This is a genomic window from Mesorhizobium sp. M1399, assembly GCF_040317735.1.
In the GTDB taxonomy this organism is placed as follows: Bacteria; Pseudomonadota; Alphaproteobacteria; order Rhizobiales; family Rhizobiaceae; genus Mesorhizobium.
Map to the genome: position 1 here is coordinate 1 of NZ_JAMYKZ010000059.1, position 3,121 is coordinate 3,121.

At 58.9% G+C, this 3,121-nt stretch carries 2 protein-coding genes and 2 pseudogenes; 3 read left to right on the forward strand and 1 reads right to left on the reverse strand.

From position 1 onward, the window contains the following. Positions 1–335: 335 nt before the first annotated feature. Positions 336–1,502: pseudogene (locus NKH05_RS32770) on the reverse strand (IS110 family RNA-guided transposase). A 95-nt stretch (positions 1,503–1,597) separates the two neighbouring features. On the opposite strand from NKH05_RS32770, the gene NKH05_RS32775 reads away from it, so the two are divergent. From NKH05_RS32775 to NKH05_RS32785, 3 genes and pseudogenes are all read left to right on the forward strand, one after another. Next, a complete protein-coding gene (locus NKH05_RS32775; protein ID WP_353027086.1) occupies positions 1,598–1,972 on the forward strand; it encodes a transposase in 375 nt (124 codons plus the stop codon). Further along, on the forward strand, positions 1,969–2,313 hold the full coding sequence (tnpB, locus tag NKH05_RS32780) for an IS66 family insertion sequence element accessory protein TnpB (RefSeq protein ID WP_023693549.1): 345 nt from the start codon (positions 1,969–1,971) through the stop codon (positions 2,311–2,313). Before NKH05_RS32775 ends, tnpB begins: the two co-directional genes overlap by 4 nt. 277 nt (positions 2,314–2,590) lie before the next feature. Further along, positions 2,591–2,884: pseudogene (locus tag NKH05_RS32785) on the forward strand (transposase); the annotation flags it as partial. Positions 2,885–3,121 lie beyond the last annotated feature (237 nt).

The window sequence follows — 3,121 nt, forward strand, 5'->3', positions numbered from 1 at the left end:
TGCAGAAGGCCGGAGCGGCGCGCGAACCCAACGAAACCGCAAACCAATGAAGGGGTCAGTTCCTCAATTCGGCGAGGGGGTCAATTCCTCGATTCGCTTGACACAGGTTCCAAGCCCGACTGTGTGACACGGCTCGTTTTGCCGAGCCTCATCCACCTCACATACGGTCGCCGTTTATTTCGGCTGCACCAACATCCCGCTTCCGGCGGGCAGGGCTTAGGTCGACAAAGCCATTCTATGAGACGGCATCTCGCCAAAGATTCTCTCGGTCGTCGGCCTGGAACCACCAGGGCTCATGAGACCTTGGTGGTATCTTAAGGGGGAGAGTGAAAGCGTTATGGGGCCTTTATGATGGCGCCGTCGATGAGACCCCAGAGGTGACATACTTCCAAAGCGCGACCAACAGCTTGCGCGCCAGCGCGACGATGGTCGTCTTCTTCATGCGACCACCATTATGTTCAACACGCCCCCTGAACCATTGCGCCAATGCCGAATCCGGCTGATGCCGCAACCACAGCCAGGCTAGCTGGATCAAAGTCGTGCGCAGTCTCGGATTGCCTGCTTTCGACACGCCCTGTTCGCGGTTAATCGAGCCGCTTTGCCAAGGCGTCGGTGCCAATCCTGCATAGGCCGCGACCTGGCGGCGGTTGTCGAAGGGCCGGAACAGACCTTCCGACCATAGGATGTTCGCAAACTCCGCACCGACGCCTTTGATCCCAAGTAACATCGTGACCGGCGATGGTTTGGTCTTGTCTACGCTTTGGTCCGCGAGAAGTGCGTCACGCTCGTCCTCGACCACCTTGATTTGCTCCATAACCAGTTCCAGCCGGTCCAGCTCACGGGCAATCTGGGCTTTCATATGTTGTGCCAACATATGACCGTCACCTGTTTGCAGTTCCCTGAGGCGCTGGCGTCGATCTTTCTGAAGGGGCTCGTAATCGCTGATACCCTGCGAGAAAAGAAGCCCCTTTATCCGATTACGTGACCGACACGTTCCACCATCAGCGCTTTTCGCTCCCGGCCGATCCGCCGCCGGTCTTCCTCTTCATGGGAAATGAAATGGCCCTCACCATCGCACATACGCGCGGTTCCTTCCTCTTGAAGGCCAGCAGAACACGCAACAGCGCCTCGCCATCGACACGATCAGTCTTCACGCGCAGCCGGCGGCGAGGCGTAGCGATTGAAGCCGCATCAACGATGTGACTTTCGATGCCTTCTTTCTCGAGCGATCGGTGGACCCAAAAACCATCGAGACCAGCTTCCTGGATCGTAATGATCGGATACATCTGCCCCGTTCTGGCTCGGCTTCTTTCTCGCAGCTTCGAGAACAACTCAATTAGACCGACAATATTGCCAGCTTCCACCGAGTGCTTCGACATCTTCTCGCCATTCCCCGGTGACAGCGACGTGATGAGCCATGTCGAACGCGACAGTTCCAAGGATAGAAATATTGCAGCAAAATTGGTTTGGACGGCCGTCGTCGGGATATCGGTCTTAAGCATCGCAGTCTCCTCAGATTAGGTGGTTGGTAGGACGACCACTCATTCTGCAAAAAACGGCGGCCGTCATCCAGCCCATGGGATCTGTGAGCGACAGTATGAGCCATCATCGAACATTCGAGATTTTGACGGCGGAGCCTGTGGCGTCCCGACGCAAGCCGCGCCATCGGTCGGACGAAGAGAAGGCACGGCTTGTCGCCGAAGCGTTCTCGCCAGGGGGCAATGTGTCGGCGGTTGCGCGTTCCGAGGGGCTGGACCCCTCGCAGCTCTATGCCTGGCGCCGCAAGGCGCTTTCGTCGGGCATGGTTGCACCACTAACGGAGGCAGCGAGCAAGCCGGCGAAGTTCACGCGCTTTGAAGCGGTGGGCAGCGACACGGTGGAAATTGTCATTGGCGATGCAGTGGTGCGCGCCGGCGGCGATGTCGATCCCGATCGCCTGGCGAGGATCATCCGCGCGGTTCGCAAGGCATGATCGCTTCCGGTGTGGTGGTTTACGTGTCGTGCCAGCCGGTCGACTTCCGCAAGGGCGCGGCATCTTTGATGGCGCTGGTCAGGGATGGCGGCTTGGACCCGTTCTCGGGGGCGCTTCACGTATTCCGTTCGAAGCGTGCGGACCGGGTTCGCATCGTGTGGTGGGACGGCAGCGGGGTTTGTCTTTATTCGAAGACTCTGGAAGATCACAGCTTCTGCTGGTCTGCGATATCGGCCGCGCGCATGCGTCTCGACCACGCCCAGCTGATGGCGCTTCTGGCCGGGTTAGACTGGAAAAAGATCCGTCCGGCCAGGGTCAGGCGGCCATTATCGACGGGCTGAAACCGGCCTGCGGCAAGATGAATCATGCGGCTGGAACGGTTGGGAAAGCGGCTGTTTTTGTGCTCTGTTGCTTGCCATGGTTCTACCGGGTCTTGCCCTTCCCGACGACGTTGATGCGCTGAAGGCGATGATCCTTTCCATGGCTCGCGAGCAGGCTGCGAGCCAGGCCCGGATCGCAGTCGCCGAAGTTCGGATCGCAGCAGCGTTGGTGCATGGATCCTTTGTCAACGGTTTGGCGATAGGCAGGCAGGATCGAAATCAGCTTGATGCGAGTGCCATGCCGTACAAACACAACGCAGATCGTCGTCATCACGTGGGAAAGATGAAATTCAGGGTGACGAATTGGCTTGACTACGAAGCAGGTCTGCGCCGGCGTGGTAGCCTGACCTTATGGGTAACCCGGAGGCACTTGCGGGACGGCGCGCTCCGCGACGCAAGACCCGCGGCGGCCAAGCCCGGTATTCCGATCTCGCCATTGAGACGGCGCTGACGCTGGGTTGCGTCTTCGCAATGCGGCTGCGCCAGACCGAGGGATTGCTCCACTCGCTGCTGGATCTCATGGGGCTGAAAGTCCCAGGTACGCATACGACGAAGGCCGCCTACTGACGCTTACCTTGTGCCAATCATGCGGCCTTCGTCGTACGCATACAGTCCCAGTTCCAGATCATACGACGCTGAGCCGTCGGGCACAGAAGTGGGAGCCATCGGCGTTGGTGCGCGGATATGAAATCGAACGCATTTCGATCATTAATGTAGTTGGTTATGCCTGCGTGACTTGACGCCGGATAGACTCCGGGCGTGCCCATGC